Source organism: Brevibacterium sp. LE-L (assembly GCF_050214925.1).
Classification (GTDB): Bacteria; Actinomycetota; Actinomycetes; order Actinomycetales; family Brevibacteriaceae; genus Brevibacterium.
This window is the reverse complement of the sequence record NZ_CP189759.1, coordinates 1831749-1847264: the sequence shown is the minus strand read 5'-3', so window position 1 is coordinate 1847264 and position 15516 is coordinate 1831749. Positions and strand designations below refer to the sequence as shown.

Genomic DNA, 15516 nt, shown 5'->3' with positions numbered 1-15516 from the left:
TGCTTCAGCTCCTCATCGCGGCGTGTGCGGCTGTGGTGATGTTGATGGTGTCGAGGTCCTGTGGCACCAGGAATGTTCCATCGAATCCGGTGTGCCCCTTGTGCCAGACGGTGTCATCGGCGGACCCGGGAACAAGGTGGTGCAGGGCCAGTGCACGAGCCTGTGCCGCGGCGGCAATGCGAATGGCCCCATTGACCGAGGTATGTGACTTGTAATGGTGGTCGCGGGAGGCGCTGCCCTCATCGTCGTCACGGTGCGCATACATCTGATCAACCCAGTCGAAGTCGATCGCCTCGTGAAGAAGCAGATCGGTTCCCTGCGCCAGCTTGACGAGATTGGCGGTCTCACACGTGTCACCTGAAATGGTCACCGATCCGTGCTCGCTCTCGAACCTGAAAGCGAACGCTGGCGCCACTGGCGGATGCTCAACGAGGATCGCAGTTACGGTGACAAGATCATCCTGGAAGATGACGAAAGGCTCCATCTCCGGGGTCGGAGCTGTGTTCGGGTGATACCCGATGCCCTCTGGGATCTCGATGTCGCGGGGGTCGAAGAGAACTTCAGGTGACGGACGCAGCGAATCGAGCACGCGGTCATTGAGGTCCGTGGCAAACGCCCCGACGATGTTTGTAAACATATCGGCGATGCCGGGGGTGGGGTTCGCTGGTGCCACAGGTCGCGGCGGGACGACTGCCCGCGGAGAGACCGGAGGAAGCGCTCCACGTGGACCAGGTCCAAGGAGAGGAACCGGATTGTCGACTCTTTGCTGGAGCTCGTGCATCCCGAATATAACAAGTGACGGCAGATCGATGGTGTGATCCGAATGCAGGTGAGTGATGAAGATTCCGCCCAGATCGCCGAGCTCGAGACCAGCCTGACGAATGCGACGCCCGACACCGTGACCGGCGTCCACGAGATAGAAACGATCTTCAACGACGATCGCGGTTGAGATACCCGCTCGATCCTTGGAATCGCCCTTCCACCATCGCGGGCCACCTGCGGTTCCTAGGGTGACTACTTTCATCTTCGAATCGTTCATTACCCGGCACTTTCACGTTGTTGCGTCTTTGACCTCCTCAGTCTTTCCCGTTGACATCAAAAAGAAAAGCAAATTTTTACTGGCTTCAATATAGACTCTAGCTATGACTGACCTCACACTCCGCCAGCTCGAGTATTTTCTCGCCGTTCTCGATCGTGGTTCGGTGAGCGACGCGGCAAAAGACTGCCGAGTGTCACAGGCGACGGTCTCTGCGGCTCTCGCCCAACTCGAAAAGCAGCTCAAAGTCACGCTTATTGCGCGTGGTCCGGCTCGGCGCGCCCGTCCGACGAGCGCTGGCAGGGAATTCGGAGTTCGGGCCAGAGAGATCCTTTCAAATGTCTCGGACGCTGTGGAATCTCTGAACGACGAGTCGGCTGCCTTACAGGGGCCCTTGCGCATCGGTTGCATACCGACGGCGGGGCCACGGATGCTTCCAGCTACGGCTGCTCAGTTCGTCAAACACCACCCGCAGGTTGACGTCAGCTTTGTCGAAGCCCATCCGTTGACCGTTCAACAGATGGTTCTCAACGGTGAGGTAGATGTTGCTGTCATGTACCGCAAGCAGATCCAGATCGAGGGAGTCACCAGGCACGACCTCGCCGAGGTGCAGCTGCACGCCATCGTCTCTGCTGATCATCCTGTAGCAGACCAGGACGGTGTCGATATCGCCGAGCTCATCGACGACCCGCTCATTCTGCTCGATTCTCCGCCGACCGCGGACCTCTTGATCAGCCAGATCCGCGGAATCGGTTATGAGCCTTCTGTTCGCTGGCTCATTCCGAATGCGGAGACAATCAGGTCGATGGTGGGGTTAGGACTCGGTTTTTCCTTGGCCAACGCTGTTCCTCACCCGGACACCCTGACCTTTCAGGGCATGCCAGTGCGATATCTGCCGGTGACCAACCCGGAATTCGCCAACACGATCGTGGGAGTGACGATGGCCGGAGCACGGTTGTCGAAGAAGCTCACTGCGGCATTGGACATCCTTCGGAAGACCGCCGCAAATACCGATCCCCATCGGTGGAAACACCAGAGCCGAACACCGAAGCTCACGCATCCCTAAACGAGGAAAAACAGCTGCCGACAACTCGCGGTCGGCCCCGAGCAGCACTCAACACAGTCACGAAAGACGGACGGTGCTCCGATCGCCGAACGATCAGAGCACCGCTGACACAGTTCCGATCAGCCGACCGGAAGCTTCGGTCGCAGGGACGTATAGCTCACACGCTGCGGGTCGACCCTGCGAACTCACGCAGGCGTGTGACCTCTGCCTTCGCGTTGGCGATCTGCTGCTCGACGGCCGAGCGAGCGGTGCCGCCCTTGGCATTGCGCGAATCGATCGAGCCGAGCGTCGTGAGCACCTCGCGCACGGCAGGCGTCAGGTGCGGTGAGATCCCCGAGAAGTCCTCGTCGGAGAGGTCCCACAGTTCGACATCCCGCGACTCGGCCAACTGCACGCACGCTCCCGAGAGCTCGTGAGCCACACGGAACGGCACGCCCTCACGCACGAGCCACTCGGCGATGTCCGTGGCCAGCGCGAATCCGCGCGGAGCCAGATACGCCATGCGTTCGGTGTCGAACTTCAGCGTCGCCACCATCCCGGTGAACGCCGGCAGCAACAGTTCGAGAGTGTCGGTGGCGTCGAAGACCGGCTCCTTGTCCTCCTGCAGATCCCGGTTGTACGCCAACGGCAGTGCCTTGAGCGTCGACAGCAGCCCGGTGAGATCACCGATGAGGCGACCGGACTTGCCACGCGTGAGCTCGGCGACGTCGGGGTTCTTCTTCTGCGGCATGATCGACGATCCCGTCGAATACGCATCGTGGAGGGTGACGAACGAGAACTCCTTCGTCGCCCACGCGATGACCTCCTCGGACAGGCGGGAGAGGTCGATGCCGATCATCGTCGTGATGAAGAGGTACTCGGCGAAGACATCGCGCGACGCCGTGCCGTCGATGGAGTTCTCCACCGAATCGTTGAAACCGAGGTCCGCAGCCACGGCCTGTGGGTCAAGCCCCAATGACGACCCAGCCAGCGCACCAGAACCGTAGGCAGAGACACCGGCACGCGCATCGAAATCAACGAAGCGCGCAACATCGCGCAGCAACGGCCACGCGTGGGCGAGCAGGTGGTGGGCCAGCAGCACCGGCTGAGCGTGCTGGAGGTGCGTGCGTCCGGGCATCGGCACCTCGGGATGCTCTTCGGCCTGAGCGATGAGCACCTCGACGGTGTCGAGCACGAGACCGGCGACCTCACGGGCATGGTCGCGCAGGTACATGCGCCCCATCGTCGCGATCTGATCATTGCGCGACCGGCCGGCACGCAGCTTGCCTCCGAGCTCCGGCCCGGCGATCTCGATGAGTCCGCGCTCGAGCGAGGAGTGCACGTCCTCATCGGATTCGGCGGCGACGTACTCGCCGGCCTCGACGCGGCGGAGGAGTTCGTCGAGAGCCTCATGCATCCCAGACAGTTCCTCGTCGGTGAGCAGACCCGCGTGGTGGAGGACCTTCGCGTGGGCCTTCGACCCGGCGATGTCGTACTTCGCCAGGCGCCAGTCGAAGTCCGTGGACTTGCTCAGCGCGGCCAGGGCATCGGCCGGACCGTCGGAGAATCGTCCGCCCCACAGGCTCAGTCGTTCGCTCACAGATCGTCCTTTCTTCACCGAGTCGCAGATGCCTCGGCCCATTCGTTGTCGTGGAGAAGCTCAGTTGTCATTGTCGCAGGATTTCCTCGGTCCGATCATCGCCGAGGCGGCTCATCGACCCAGCGTGAGCGCGGATTCCTCACCCGTCGACGAGCCCGCCGGCCGCGTATTCGAGGAAGGTCTCGGCCAGGGCCGCTCCCCCGACGGCGGCGTCGGCGATGACGAGGACCGTGTCGTCGCCGGCCAGGGTTCCGAAGATCCCGACCATCGAGGAGCGGTCGATCGCCGAGGCGAGATACTGTGCGGCCCCGGGCGGGGTGCGCAGCACGACCGTGTTGTCCTGCGAGACCGCGGAGACGAGGAGTTCCTCGAGGATCCGAGGCAGCTTCGCATCGAGGCTGTCCCCCGTCGACTGCTGCAGGGAGCGGTCCCCACCCTCGCCGGGGACGGCGTACACGGATCCGGCGGTGGACCGGATCTTCACGGCGCCCACCTCGGCGAGGTCGCGCGACAGGGTCGCCTGGGTGACGGTGATGCCCTGGGTGGCCAGCGCCTCGGCCAGTTCGATCTGGCTGCGCACGGATTGGCGGGTGATGAGATCGATGATCTTCTGCTGCCGGGCAGTCTTCGTCAGCGGCGCGGAGTTCGCCGAGGCGGGACTGTTCGTCTCGGCCATCATCGCTCCAGCAGATAGGTCATGAGGGCCTTCTGCGCGTGCAGGCGATTTTCGGCCTCGTCGAAGACCACCGAGGCGGGTCCGTCGATGACCTCGGCCGTGACCTCCTTGCCGCGGTAGGCGGGCAGGCAGTGGAGGAAGATCGGGTCGTTGCCTGCGTCCATGAGCTCCTGGCTGACCTGGAATGGCATGAACGGTGAGGCCTCGTCGTCGCGGCCGGCGGCATCCTGGCCCATCGACACCCAGGTGTCGGTGACGAGCACATCGGCACCGTTCGCGGCGGCGACCGGGTCGTCGGTGACCGTCAGGGATCCTCCGGTCTGGGTGGACAGGGCTTCGGCCTCGGCGATGACCGCGGCGGCCGGCTGGTGGCCGGCCGGTGCTGCGATGCGCACGTGCATGCCGGCGTTGACTCCGCCGAGGGCGTAGGAGTTGGCCATATTGTTCGCCCCGTCGCCGAAGTAGGTCATCGTCTGACCGGCGATATCGCCGCGGTGTTCGCGGATGGTCAGCAGATCGGCGAGGATCTGGCAGGGGTGGAAGTCATCGGACAGGGCGTTGATGACGGGCACACGCGAGTGCTCGGCCATCTCCACGAGCCCCGCCTGGGAATAGGTGCGCCAGATGATCGTCGAGACCATCCGCGACATCACCTCGGCGGTGTCGGCGATGGATTCCTTGTGCCCGAGCTGCGCCTCACCGGGGTTGATGATCAGCGGCTGCCCGCCGAGGGCGGCGATGCCGGCGGCGAACGACACACGGGTCCGCGTCGAGGTCTTGTCGAAGATGACGGCCGCGGTCTGCGGCCCGGCCAGCGGGGTCCGCGCATAGGGGGCGGCTTTGAGTTCGATGGCGAGGTCGAGGACCTTGCCCAGTTCTGCCGGGCCGAGGTCGGAGTCCTTGAGGAAATGGCGTGTCATGGTGATCCTTCGGAAGTCTGGGTGAGCTCAGCCGGCGATGAGGCCGGGCAGGGCGGCGATGAACGGGGTGAGTTCCTCGGTGGTGATGGTCAGCGGTGGGGCCAGGCGCAGACGTCCGGGGGCCACGGGATTGATGATGAACCCGGCTTCGAGGGCGCGGGCGGCCACGGCCTTCGAATCCGGGCCCACGCCATCGCCGGCGTCCTGACCGTCGGCGGCGCCACCCGTGAGCTCGAGACCGAGCAGCAGCCCTTTGCCGGTGATCTCTCCGATCCCCTCGACTTCGGCCAACTGGGATTTCAGCCAGTCGCTGACCTCGGTGACGTGGGTGAGGAGGTTGTCCTTCTCGATGGTCTCGAGCACGGCGAGACCGGCCGCACAGGATAAGGGGTTGCCGCCGAAGGTCGTGCCGTGCTGACCGGCCTCGAGCAGCTTCGTGTTCGCATCTCCCACGGTGATGGTGGCGCCGATCGGCATCCCGCCGCCGAGTCCCTTCGCCGAGGTGATGATGTCCGGTGTCACGCCCTCGCCGATCTCGGGGTCCTGGTGGGCGAACCACGAACCGGTCCGGCCGATGCCCGACTGGACTTCGTCGAGGACCATGAGGGCTCCGAACTTCGTGGTGAGTTCGCGCACCGCGGTGAGGTAGCCGGCCGGGTGTGTGCGCACCCCGACCTCACCCTGGACGGGTTCGATGAAGACGGCGGCAGTGTTCTCGTTGATGGCCGCCTCGAGCGCCTGAGTGTCGCCATAGGGGACGTGGACGACTCCGGGCACACCGGGGGCGAAGGGTTCGCGGTAGGCGGCCTTCGCGGTCAGCGCCAGCGAGCCCATGGTCCGGCCGTGGAAGGCCCCGTCGACGGCGATGATGAACGGGCGGCCTCCTCCCCCGGCGCGGCGGGCCATCTTGAACGCCGCCTCGTTGGCCTCGGTGCCGGAGTTCGAGAAGAACACGGCGGATCCGGCCGGCAGGTCGAGGATCTGATGCAGCTTCTCGGCCAGGCCGATCTGGGCCGGGGAGGTGAAGAAGTTCGAGATGTGGCCGAGCGTGCTCGCCTGTTCGGCGATCGCGGTCGTCCAGGCCGGGTGGGCGTGGCCGAGCGCGTTGACCGCGATGCCGGCGAGCAGGTCGAGGTACTTCCTGCCCGATGCGTCCCAGACATAGGAGCCCTGACCGCGGACGAGGTCGAGCTGGGGTGAGCCGAAGACCGGGGACAGGACGCGGGAGAAGTCATCGCGCCAGGTCTGCGCCTGTTCGCCGGCGACCTGATCGTTCGCGGCTTGGCCGGCCGGCTTCGTCTGTGCGTGTGTATCAGTCATGGACGTCCTCCGTGGTTGCCTTGTGGCCGTCGCCCAGCGGTGCGGGTTCGACGACGGTGTCCTCGACCATGGTGCCGATGCCCTCGGAAGTGAAGACCTCGAGCAGCAGCGAATGCGCCATCCGGCCGTCGATGATATGGGCCTGCTGCACCCCGTTCTCGATCGCCTCGAGTGCGGCGGTCATCTTCGGGATCATCCCCGCATCGAGCGTGGGCAGGAGTTCGCGCAGCTTCTTCGGGCCGATGCGTGAGATGAGCGAGGACGTGTCCGGCCAGTTCGCGTAGAGGCCGGGCACATCGGTGAGCATGATGAGTTTGTCCGCCTTCAGCGCCTTCGCCACCGCCGAGGCGGCCAGATCGGCATTGATGTTCAGCGGTTTCCCGGCTCGTCCGTTGATCTCCGAGGCGATCGAGCAGATGACGGGTACCCGCCCGTCGTCGAGGAGTTCGGTGAGCACGGTGGTATTCACCGTTGCGATCTCGCCCACTCGGCCGAGGTCGATGAGTTCTCCGTCCACCTCGGCGCTGGTCTTGTGCGCCAGCAGCAGGTCCGCGTCCTCACCGGACAGGCCGATCGCGGCGTTGCCGTTCTGGTTGATGCGGGAGACGATGTCGCGGTTGACTTGGCCGGACAGGACCATGCGGATGACCTCGGCGGCCTCTTCGGTCGTCACCCGCTGTCCGGCCTTGAACTCGGATTCGATGCCCAGACGCTCGAGCATCGCCGAGATCTGAGGTCCGCCGCCGTGGACGACGACGGGGCGGATGCCGGCGAAGCGGAGGAAGGCGATGTCATCGGCGAAGGACTGCTGCAGCTCCGGGGAGACCATGGCATTGCCGCCGTATTTGATGACGATCGTGGCGCCGGAGAAGGTCTTGATCCACGGCAGCGCTTCGGTCAGGGCTTCGGCCTTGACCTGGGCGGCGGCGAGCCGGGCGGCCGTGGACTTCGTGGACATATCGTGCGGGTTGTTCATGAGGAGTAGGCGCTGTTCTCTTCGACGTAGTCATGGGTGAGGTCCGAGGTCCACACGGTGGCGTCGTGGGAGCCAGCGTGCAGGTCGATGACGACATCGACGCTGCGTTCGAAGGTCACGCGCTCGGGGTCCTCATAGGGTCCCGAGGCCTTGCAGACCTGGACGCCGTTGATCGTGACGTCGATGGCGGTGGGGTCGAAGTCCGCCGAGGTGGTTCCCACCTGAGCGACGACACGACCCCAGTTCGGGTCCTCACCGAAGATCGCGGCCTTGAACAGGGCCGAGCGGGACACGGAGCGGGAGACTTCGACAGCGTCGGCCTCGCTGGCCGCGCCCGAGGTGGTGATCGCGATGTCGTGGTGGGCGCCTTCGGCGTCGACGTGAAGCTGGTGCATGAGGTCGAGGCAGACTTCGCGCAGCAGGCTCGCGAACTCGTCGGTGTCGACCGCAGCGTCGTGGGCTCCGGAGGACATGAGGATGACGGTGTCGTTCGTCGACATGCATCCGTCGGTGTCAAGGCGGTCGAAGCTCTGGTTCGTCGCCGCCCGCAGCGCCTGGTCGAGCACACTCTGGTCGACCTTCGCATCGGTGGTGAGGACGACGAGCATTGTCGCCAGCCCCGGGGCGAGCATGCCCGCGCCCTTGGCCATACCGCCGATCGTGAACCCGGTGGACCCTGTGCGGCTGGCGGTCTTTGCGACGGTGTCGGTGGTCATAATGGCTTCCGCGGCGTCCTGGCTGGCCTCGACCGTGGTGTCGGTGGCGGCGACGAGCGGTGGGAGATGGGTGAGGATCGAGTCGCGGAAGCCCTGTCCGCCGACGCCGATGAGTCCGGTGGAGCAGACGAGGATGTCCTCAGGCTTCGTGTCGGTGCCGGCGGCGGTGAGGGCATCGGCGGTGGTCTGGGCGGTCAGGGTCGTCGTCTCATAGCCGAATTCGCCGGTGTAGCAGTTCGCTCCCCCGGAGTTGAGGACGACGGCGCTGGCCTGACCGTTGGCCGAGGCCTTCTGGGACCACAGGACCGGGTTGGCCTTGCACCGGTTGGACGTAAAGACGGCGGCGACGGCGTCGGACGGTCCGGAGTTGATGACGAGTGAGAGGTCTTTGGTGCCCGAGGGTTTCAGGCCGGCGGTCAGTCCTGCGGCCGTGAAGCCCAGTGGTGCGGTCACGCTCATGGGGCGACTCCTTCAAGGGGAAGGGCGGTGGTCTCGTCGAGGCCGAGCGCCAGGTGGATGGATTGGAGGGCCTGTCCGGCGGTGCCGCGGACGAGGTTGTCGAGAGCCACGACGACGAGGATCGTGTTCGCCCGTTCGTCGACGGTGAACTGGATGTGAGCCATATTCGAGCCCGCCGTCGCCGAGGTGTGCGGCCATTGGCCTTCCGGAAGGAGGCGGACGAAGGGTTCGTCGGAATAAGCCTGGGCGAACGCCTGGTTCAGCTGGTCCTTGAGTGCTGCGGCGTCGAGGAGGCCTTCGGCCGTGCGTGGTGCGGTCTCGCCGAGGTCGGCGGTGATGGTCGCGAGGATCCCTCGGGCCATGGGCACGAGTGTCGGGGTGAAGGAGATCCGCGTCGGGCCTTCGGCGGCGTCGGCGCCGAGGACACCGTTGAGGTTCTGTTCAATCTCGGGCACATGCCGGTGAGTGCCACCCGTGCCGTAGGGCGAGGCGTCGCCGAGGACTTCGGCCGCGGTCAGGTGCGGCTTGAGGGCCTTGCCCGCTCCGGAGACCCCGTTGGCGAGCACGGCGTTGAGACCGGCCGGTGCGGCGAGCCCAGCTTGGATGAGTGGGGCGAGGCCGAGGGTCACGGCGGTGACGTTGCAGCCGGGCACGGCGATGCGTTTCGTGTCGGTCAGTGCTTCGCGCTGCTTCGTGCCGTCGGCGGTGAGCAGTTCGGGCAGTCCGTAGGTCCAAGTGCCCTGGTGGTCGGAGCCGTAGAACTTCTCCCAGGCGGACGCGCTGATGAGCCGGTGGTCGGCGGCGAGGTCGACGATGAGGGTGTTCGGACTCGTCTTCTCGAGTTCAGCGGAGATCGCCCCGGACTGGCCGTGCGGCAGCGCGAGGACGACGACATCGTGGCCGGCGAGCACCTCGGCGGTGGACTCTTGGACCACAAGTTCGGAGAATCGGGGAAGATGGGGTTGATGTCGGCCGAGTGTCTCGCCTACGGAAGAATGTCCGCACACCGTTGTGACGTTCAGATGGGGGTGAGTGCTCAGCAGCCGGAGGACCTCTCCCCCGGCGTATCCGGTGGCACCGGAGACGGCAACACTGAAATCGTTCATATGTATAACTATACCAGCACATTAAATTATATGCAGGAGGCGTCATGACCCAGGCAGTTCGCGCGATGGAAGCCGGTGGACCCGAGGTCCTCGAGTTCGGTGAGGTGGAGACCCCTGTCGCCGGGCCCGGTGAGGTGCTCGTCGATGTCGAGGCCGCGGGCGTGAACTTCATCGACACGTATCGTCGTTCGGGTGTGTACCCGATGGAGTATCCGCATATCGTCGGCTCCGAGGGCACGGGTCGCATCGCCGAGGTCGGCGAGGGCGTCGAGAGCTTCTCCGTCGGCGACCGCGTCGCCTGGCATGAGGCGCCGGGGTCGTACGCGACTCAGGTGGTCGTGAATACGGACAACCTGCTGCGGGTGCCGGAGGGTGTAAGCGCCGAGGTCGCTGCCGCCATGCCGCTGCAGGGCCTGACCGCGCAGTACCTGGCGACGAGCTCGCACGAGATCAAGCCGGGCCAGACGGCGCTCGTCCATGCGGGTGCCGGTGGTGTCGGACTGTTGCTTACGCAGATCATCAAGCACTTGGGCGGCAATGTCATCTCGACGGTGAGCACCGAGGAGAAGGCGGAGCTGGCGCGCAAGGCCGGTGCCGATGAGGTCTTCCTCTATGGCGAGGGCGTCGACATCACGGCGAAGGTCAGGGAGCTCACCGACGGTGAGGGTGTCGATGTCGCTTATGACGGCGTCGGCAAGGACACGTTCGATGCTTCGTTGGCCTCAATCAAGCCGTTGGGTTCGATGGTGCTCTTCGGCGGAGCCTCGGGTCAGGTGCCGCCGTTCGACATTCAGCGCCTGAACTCCTCGGGCGGGATCTTCTTGTCTCGTCCGTCGTTGGCATGGTTCGTCCGTAGCTCGGAGGAGCTGGCGAAGCGGTCGGCAATGCTCTTCAACGGCATCGAGCACGGCTGGCTCAACTTCCGCATCGGCGCCACGTTCCCGTTGGCCGATGCCGCAGATGCACACCGAGCACTTGAGGGGCGCAAGACCACCGGCAAAGTTGTGCTGACGGCCTGACCCAGGCGTTCAGCATTAGTGAAGTCGGGGTACTCCACGTCTGGAGTACCCCGACTTCATTCAATCTAGGACCGTCACCGACTCAAGCAGACAGGTTAGCCTTCCCCCACAGCCACAGCATCACGTCGAAGACCCTCAACGTCGAGAGTTCCGGTCGACCGATCTCAGCACGCAGCTTCGTTGCTCGCTCCTCGAGGTAGTCGCCTTCAGCCTGGAATGCTTCCCACCACAGCCGCCACGAATCGCCGCGACCAAGTTCAATTACCTGGTTCACGACTGAGTCTTCAATAGGAATGAGATGTGGACGCTTTCGTGCCATTAGTTTGCTGGTGGTCGTCGGCCCGATCCCCCACCGGCTGTCGCCCGGCAGATTGCGTCGGAGAAGATCCCACAAATCTATCGCTTTGGACTTCAATCCAAGGTGCTTTTCAAACTCCGACTCCGAGAGCGAACCGATGGACAAATTTGGGATTTGCTCAAGAACTCCGTTGAAGACCGAGGACTCTCTGTTCGGAAGCGGTATTCGGTAGCACCTGTGTAACGAAGTGGTAGCAGCTATGTAAGTACCCGGTAGCAGTAGAGCAGGATTGCTTTCACCCACGACAGTGAAGTCGTGATCAGTGAAAGGAATCCTGCTCATGGCCGACTACCGGCTCATTCTCTCCCTGCTCGTTCAGGGATACTCCTACAGACAGATCGAAGCGATGGCCAGCTGCTCCCACCGCGCGATCGCGAAAGCCCACAACATCGTCAAGAATCAGTCATTGACGACGAAGGACCAAGTCGATGCCCTCACCATCGACGACCTCGACCGGTTCTTCACCGACGGACGCAAAAGCACCGACGAGGACTTCGTCCCGATCAATATCGATGCCGTCATCAACGCTCGCATCGGGCGGAAGAAGCCACCGCTGAAAGTGTTGTGGGCCCGTTATCTCAACACCCCAACCTCCACCCCAACGGCGCGGCACTACCGGTACGAACGGTTTTGCCAGATCATCGCCGACCACGTCCGCACCCACGACCTCACCAGCCCGATCACCCACACTCCGGGGCATACGATGCAAGTCGACTGGGCCGGAACCCCGATGTGGATCACCGACCCGATCACCCGCGCAGCCACGAAGGTGTCGATCTTCGTGGCCACACTGCCGTACTCGGGAATGATCTTCGCCTACGGGTGCCTCGATGAGAAACTCTCTGCCTGGTGCGACGCCCACAGACGTGCCTTCGAATACTTCGGCGGCGTCGCGCAAGTGATCATCCCCGACAATGCGTCAACAGCGTCGAACCAGATCAGCAAGTACGACAAGACCCGCGACGTCAACGCCTCCTACGCCGGATTCCTCGAGCACTACAACACCGCAGCCGTACCCACCCGGGCCTATAAGCCGAAGGAGAAAGCCAACGTCGAATCCGGCGTCAAGATCGTCACGAACTGGATCATCCACTACCTCGCCGACCGACACTTCGCTGACATCGATGACCTCAACGACGCTGTCGCTGACCGGGAGGAGTGGATCAACGACCGCACCCCGTTCCGCAGCCAACCGCGATCCCGGCGGGACTGGTTCACCGACGATGAGGCCGGCGACCTGCTCAGCCTGCCTGACCAGCCCTGGCAGGACGTGAGCTGGAAGAAGGCGAAAGTCTCCCGCGACTGGCACATCCAGGTTGAGACCATCAAATACTCCGTGCCCGCGACCTTCGTCGGCACCACTGTGGATGTGCGCATCGTCGGCACCCGAATCGACATCCTCGCCGCCGGGGACATCATCGCCAGCCACCGAGTGGTGACGAAGAAGCATTCGTATGTCACCGATGCCGATCACGCTCCAGCCTCTCAAGGCCAGACGACTGGGTTGTGGACTCGCGGCTACTTCCTTCGCCAAGCCGCGAAGACGGGACCGAACACGGTTGAAGCGCTCACCCGGCTGCTGGATGCCAAGAAGATCGAAGCCCAAGGGTTCAGGGCCTGCATGAACATCCTCTCCCTAGGCAAGGGCGACAACCGGCCTCTGCTGGAACAGGCCTGCCAAACACTGTGCGCTGATGAACGCCGACCGATCAGCTACACCGCGGTCAAACACCAGCTCACTGCCATTCGCGCTCAAGCCAAGCAACGACCTGCAGTCACACCACCACCATCACCGGCACCCGTCCCGGCAATGTCGAGGGATACCAGTCGAGCTCACCTGAGCGGTGTTGACCAATTCCGGCTGACGGCGCTGACGAACGATGAGAAAGGCTCCGACCAATGAGTGACCACTTGACCACTGATGACATGGCGACGTTCACCCAGTTGCGGATGACCGCGTTCGGGCAAGCCGTGATCGATATCGCCAACGATTCCGACTACGACGACTGGACGTTCTCGGCGAAGATCCACCACGCTCTCGATATCGAGCTCGCGGCCCGGGCAGAACGTCGCGTCTATAAACTCCTCAAAGCCTCGCACACTCCGAACCCCGCGGCCTGTGTCGAAGATGTCCGCTATCTGCCTGATCGGACGCTGACTCGCGATGTTGTTGACCGGCTGGCTTCGTGTGCCTGGATTGAGAATGCGACGAACGTGATGGGACTGATGCAAGGAGAGGTGACAATTCGGGTGTCACGCTGCGACTGCAGGTGACTCAATAATTGCCTCGTACTCAACCGGTGTCAAACGACCCAACCGGGCCTGCCGCCGACGCCGGTGATACGTCCGCTCAATCCACGTCACGATCGCGATTCTCAACTGCTCCCGGCTCGACCACCGGCGACGGTCGAGAACGTTCTTCTGCACCAGGGCGAAAAACGATTCCATGGCAGCATTGTCGCCGGCCGCGCCGACTCTGCCCATCGATCCGATCAGGCCGTGGCGGGCCAGAGCACGGGTGAATTTCTTCGACCGGAATTGGCTGCCGCGATCGCTATGGACCACGCATCCGGCCACGTCACCACCGCGACGGGCCACGGCCATCTCGAGGGCATCAACAGCTAACCGAGCCTTCATTCGGGCCCCGATGGAGTAGCCGACGATCCGCGAGGAGTAGACGTCCTTGATCGCGCACATGTACAGCTTGCCCTCATCGGTGCGATGCTCCGTTATGTCGGTCAGCCAGAGCTGATTCGGTCCATCGGCTCGGAACTCGTGGCGGGTGCGCCCATCGGCGTCGGTGACGACGCACAGGTCGTCGTGGACGGCCGGGCCCGGCCGTTTGCCGTTCTTGGCTCGGGCCTTGCCGAAGACGGAGAACCACGAGTTGGCCGAGCACAGCCGCCACGCGGTGCGCACGGCCATCGGATACCCGGCGATTTCGGCCTCATCGGCCAGGTACCGGTACCCGAATTCCGGGTCATCGGCATGGGCATCGAACAAGGCGTTGGCCCGATACGCCTCATTCACCTCGGCTTCAGGGACAGGGGCGGCCAGCCATCGGTAGTAGGGCTGGCGAGAGAGCTTCAATACCCGACACGACACCGCAACGGGGATACCGTCGGCGGCGAGCTCTCTCACGAGCGGGTAGAGCCTTTTGACGGCAGATTCGCCTGCGACAAGTAGGCGGCTGCGCGGCGCAGGACCTCGTTCTCCTGTTCCAGCAGGCGAGTCCGACGTCTGAGTTCTCGGAGTTCGGCTGACTCATCGGTGGTCTTGCCGGGCTTGTTGCCGGCATCGATGTCTGCTTGGCGGAGCCATTTCGCGATGGTGCCTTCGTGGACGCCGAAGTCCTTGGCGATCTGGGCGATCGTGGTCTTCTCGTCGCGGTTCAAGACGACGCGGATGACGTCATCGCGGAACTCTTTCGGGTAGGGCTGGGGCATGGTGTCTATCCTTCCAGGCTTGCCTGTGAACAAGCCAGATCAGATGTCACCAAAACCTGCATCAGTCCCTAGTGCCTGATGCCACCACGGTCATGGACCCCTTCCACGTTGTCGCCCTCGTCGGCACGAAGCTCGATGAGACGAGGAGGCGGCTACAAACAGAGCTGCACGGTCGCAGAGAACGGTCGGGTGATGACCTGTACGGGATCCGCAAAACGGTTCGCACCCGCGTCGGTTTGCTTACCAGCAAGCAGAAGCACCGCCTCAACTCAGTCTTCGCCGCCGACAATCATGCTGCCCTGTTGGTGTGTTGGCAGTTCTATCAAGACACGATCGCCGCCTATGCTGCCCCACCGAGCAAAGGTAAGAAGCTCATGAACCGACTCATCGACACCCTGGCAGGAACGATTCCTGATGAGCTCAAAGAACTCCGGAGCCTGAGGACAACCTTCCAACGTCGTCGGGCCGATATCCTGGCCTACTTCGATCATCCTGGAACCTCGAACGGGCCAACCGAAGCGATCAACGGCAGACTCGAACATCTGCGCGGTATCGCACTGGGGTTCCGCAACCGGGGCAACTACCTGATCCGGTCGCTGCTCCACGCTGGAGGACTGGGACCTCTTCTACAGCCCTATTTATGAAGAGCCTGGTGACCGTCCCCGCAAAATCCCCAATAACTCACCGCGGGCATTCGGTGTTCGCAACGAAAGGCGACCACAAATTAGGCTTGATCATCCGCGTTTGACGAGACAAGGAGGTACCCACAGCCATTGTTCGCAAACGGATCGGTGATAGCTGACGTAATCTTCACCGACTTGCTCAGGCACTATCTGTCA

General features: G+C 63.6%; 14 protein-coding genes and 1 pseudogene. 5 read left to right on the top strand and 10 right to left on the bottom strand.

Features of this window, described 5'->3' with window-relative positions; genetic code table 11:
- Positions 1–4 precede the first annotated feature (4 nt).
- Entirely contained in the window at positions 5–1039 is a 1035-nt protein-coding gene (locus tag ACQE2J_RS08280) for an MBL fold metallo-hydrolase (RefSeq protein WP_426937438.1), read from the bottom strand.
- A 103-nt stretch (positions 1040–1142) separates the two neighbouring features.
- Between ACQE2J_RS08280 and ACQE2J_RS08275 the strand changes: the two genes are divergently transcribed.
- Entirely contained in the window at positions 1143–2102 is a 960-nt protein-coding gene (locus ACQE2J_RS08275) for a LysR family transcriptional regulator (RefSeq protein WP_426937437.1), read from the top strand.
- Positions 2103–2259: 157 nt separating this feature from the next.
- Here ACQE2J_RS08275 and argH read toward each other — a convergent pair whose 3' ends face one another.
- The 7 genes from argH to argC all read right to left on the bottom strand — a co-directional run bounded on the left by argH (position 2260) and on the right by argC (position 9854).
- Positions 2260–3723 carry an argininosuccinate lyase gene (gene argH / locus ACQE2J_RS08270; RefSeq protein ID WP_426937436.1) on the bottom strand — a complete coding sequence of 488 codons (1464 nt, stop codon included), beginning with the start codon at positions 3721–3723 and terminating at the stop codon, positions 2260–2262.
- A gap of 97 nt (positions 3724–3820) precedes the next feature.
- On the bottom strand, positions 3821–4357 hold the full coding sequence (locus ACQE2J_RS08265) for an arginine repressor (RefSeq protein ID WP_425120482.1): 537 nt from the start codon (positions 4355–4357) through the stop codon (positions 3821–3823).
- On the bottom strand, positions 4357–5277 hold the full coding sequence (gene argF / locus ACQE2J_RS08260) for an ornithine carbamoyltransferase (protein WP_426937435.1): 921 nt from the start codon (positions 5275–5277) through the stop codon (positions 4357–4359). The genes ACQE2J_RS08265 and argF overlap by 1 nt, the downstream gene beginning before the upstream one ends.
- A gap of 27 nt (positions 5278–5304) precedes the next feature.
- The gene (locus tag ACQE2J_RS08255; RefSeq protein WP_426937434.1) at positions 5305–6597 is read right to left on the bottom strand and encodes an acetylornithine transaminase; all 1293 of its coding nucleotides are present in this window, start codon (positions 6595–6597) and stop codon (positions 5305–5307) included.
- Entirely contained in the window at positions 6590–7555 is a 966-nt protein-coding gene (argB, locus tag ACQE2J_RS08250; protein ID WP_426937433.1) for an acetylglutamate kinase, read from the bottom strand. The genes ACQE2J_RS08255 and argB overlap by 8 nt, the downstream gene beginning before the upstream one ends.
- Before the next feature lie 14 nt (positions 7556–7569).
- The gene (gene argJ, locus ACQE2J_RS08245) at positions 7570–8748 is read right to left on the bottom strand and encodes a bifunctional glutamate N-acetyltransferase/amino-acid acetyltransferase ArgJ (protein ID WP_426937432.1); all 1179 of its coding nucleotides are present in this window, start codon (positions 8746–8748) and stop codon (positions 7570–7572) included.
- On the bottom strand, positions 8745–9854 hold the full coding sequence (gene argC, locus ACQE2J_RS08240; RefSeq protein WP_426937431.1) for an N-acetyl-gamma-glutamyl-phosphate reductase: 1110 nt from the start codon (positions 9852–9854) through the stop codon (positions 8745–8747). Before argC ends, argJ begins: the two co-directional genes overlap by 4 nt.
- 44 nt (positions 9855–9898) lie before the next feature.
- Between argC and ACQE2J_RS08235 the strand changes: the two genes are divergently transcribed.
- A complete protein-coding gene (locus ACQE2J_RS08235) occupies positions 9899–10873 on the top strand; it encodes a quinone oxidoreductase family protein (protein ID WP_426937430.1) in 975 nt (324 codons plus the stop codon).
- 82 nt (positions 10874–10955) lie between these two features.
- Here the strand turns inward: ACQE2J_RS08235 and ACQE2J_RS08230 are convergent, their stop codons facing one another.
- Entirely contained in the window at positions 10956–11513 is a 558-nt protein-coding gene (locus ACQE2J_RS08230) for a DUF6308 family protein (RefSeq protein ID WP_426937429.1), read from the bottom strand.
- Between ACQE2J_RS08230 and istA the strand changes: the two genes are divergently transcribed.
- Both istA and ACQE2J_RS08220 read left to right on the top strand, forming a co-directional pair.
- The gene (istA, locus tag ACQE2J_RS08225) at positions 11512–13134 is read left to right on the top strand and encodes an IS21 family transposase (protein ID WP_426937428.1); all 1623 of its coding nucleotides are present in this window, start codon (positions 11512–11514) and stop codon (positions 13132–13134) included. The two genes, ACQE2J_RS08230 and istA, sit on opposite strands and share 2 nt — an antisense overlap.
- A gap of 8 nt (positions 13135–13142) precedes the next feature.
- Positions 13143–13505 carry an ATP-binding protein gene (locus tag ACQE2J_RS08220; protein ID WP_426937427.1) on the top strand — a complete coding sequence of 121 codons (363 nt, stop codon included), beginning with the start codon at positions 13143–13145 and terminating at the stop codon, positions 13503–13505.
- Here the strand turns inward: ACQE2J_RS08220 and ACQE2J_RS08215 are convergent.
- Positions 13485–14677, bottom strand: a protein-coding gene (locus ACQE2J_RS08215) for an IS3 family transposase (RefSeq protein ID WP_426936694.1) whose coding sequence is annotated in 2 segments (ribosomal slippage) — positions 13485–14390 and positions 14393–14677 — 1191 coding nt in all. Because the reading frame shifts where the segments join, the coding sequence is not laid out codon by codon here. The two genes, ACQE2J_RS08220 and ACQE2J_RS08215, sit on opposite strands and share 21 nt — an antisense overlap.
- 68 nt (positions 14678–14745) lie before the next feature.
- Between ACQE2J_RS08215 and ACQE2J_RS08210 the strand changes: the two are divergent.
- A pseudogene (locus tag ACQE2J_RS08210) lies at positions 14746–15321 on the top strand (transposase); the annotation flags it as partial.
- Positions 15322–15516 lie beyond the last annotated feature (195 nt).

Excerpts from the sequence above, each read along its gene's own strand:
- ACQE2J_RS08280 (WP_426937438.1), bottom strand. The coding sequence starts at position 1,039 with ATGAACGATTCGAAGATGAAAGTAGTCACCCTAGGAACCGCAGGTGGC.
- ACQE2J_RS08275 (WP_426937437.1), top strand. The coding sequence starts at position 1,143 with ATGACTGACCTCACACTCCGCCAGCTCGAGTATTTTCTCGCCGTTCTC.
- argH (WP_426937436.1), bottom strand. The coding sequence starts at position 3,723 with ATGGGCCGAGGCATCTGCGACTCGGTGAAGAAAGGACGATCTGTGAGC.
- ACQE2J_RS08265 (WP_425120482.1), bottom strand. The coding sequence starts at position 4,357 with ATGGCCGAGACGAACAGTCCCGCCTCGGCGAACTCCGCGCCGCTGACG.
- argF (WP_426937435.1), bottom strand. The coding sequence starts at position 5,277 with ATGACACGCCATTTCCTCAAGGACTCCGACCTCGGCCCGGCAGAACTG.
- ACQE2J_RS08255 (WP_426937434.1), bottom strand. The coding sequence starts at position 6,597 with ATGACTGATACACACGCACAGACGAAGCCGGCCGGCCAAGCCGCGAAC.
- argB (WP_426937433.1), bottom strand. The coding sequence starts at position 7,555 with ATGTCCACGAAGTCCACGGCCGCCCGGCTCGCCGCCGCCCAGGTCAAG.
- argJ (WP_426937432.1), bottom strand. The coding sequence starts at position 8,748 with ATGAGCGTGACCGCACCACTGGGCTTCACGGCCGCAGGACTGACCGCC.
- argC (WP_426937431.1), bottom strand. The coding sequence starts at position 9,854 with ATGAACGATTTCAGTGTTGCCGTCTCCGGTGCCACCGGATACGCCGGG.
- ACQE2J_RS08235 (WP_426937430.1), top strand. The coding sequence starts at position 9,899 with ATGACCCAGGCAGTTCGCGCGATGGAAGCCGGTGGACCCGAGGTCCTC.
- istA (WP_426937428.1), top strand. The coding sequence starts at position 11,512 with ATGGCCGACTACCGGCTCATTCTCTCCCTGCTCGTTCAGGGATACTCC.
- ACQE2J_RS08230 (WP_426937429.1), bottom strand. The coding sequence starts at position 11,513 with ATGAGCAGGATTCCTTTCACTGATCACGACTTCACTGTCGTGGGTGAA.